This is a genomic window from Desulfosporosinus sp. OT, assembly GCF_000224515.1.
Lineage (GTDB): Bacteria > Bacillota > Desulfitobacteriia > Desulfitobacteriales > Desulfitobacteriaceae > Desulfosporosinus.
Genome location: NZ_AGAF01000254.1, coordinates 1 through 224, shown reverse-complemented (window position 1 = coordinate 224; position 224 = coordinate 1). Strand labels below are relative to the sequence as shown.

The 224-nt window shown below is 42.9% G+C and carries 1 protein-coding gene; it reads left to right on the top strand.

Annotated features, from left to right (window positions below):
• Positions 1-31 precede the first annotated feature (31 nt).
• Positions 32-224: 4Fe-4S dicluster domain-containing protein (locus tag DOT_RS24435; protein ID WP_040412244.1), on the top strand; the 193-nt coding region annotated here is incomplete at its 3' end.

Below are 224 nucleotides of genomic sequence, written 5' to 3'. Positions count from 1 at the left end.
ATTAATAATATAAATGATGGAGGTTAAAGCTATGCCGAGTTTTGTAATTGCAGAAAAGTGTGATGGATGTAAAGGGCAAGACAAGACGGCTTGCATGTATGCATGCCCAAATGACCTGATGGCCTTAGACAAAGAAAGAATGAAAGCGACCAACCTTGATCCATGGGCTTGTTGGGAATGTCTGTGCTGTGTAAAGGCTTGCCCACAACAAGCAATGGACCTGA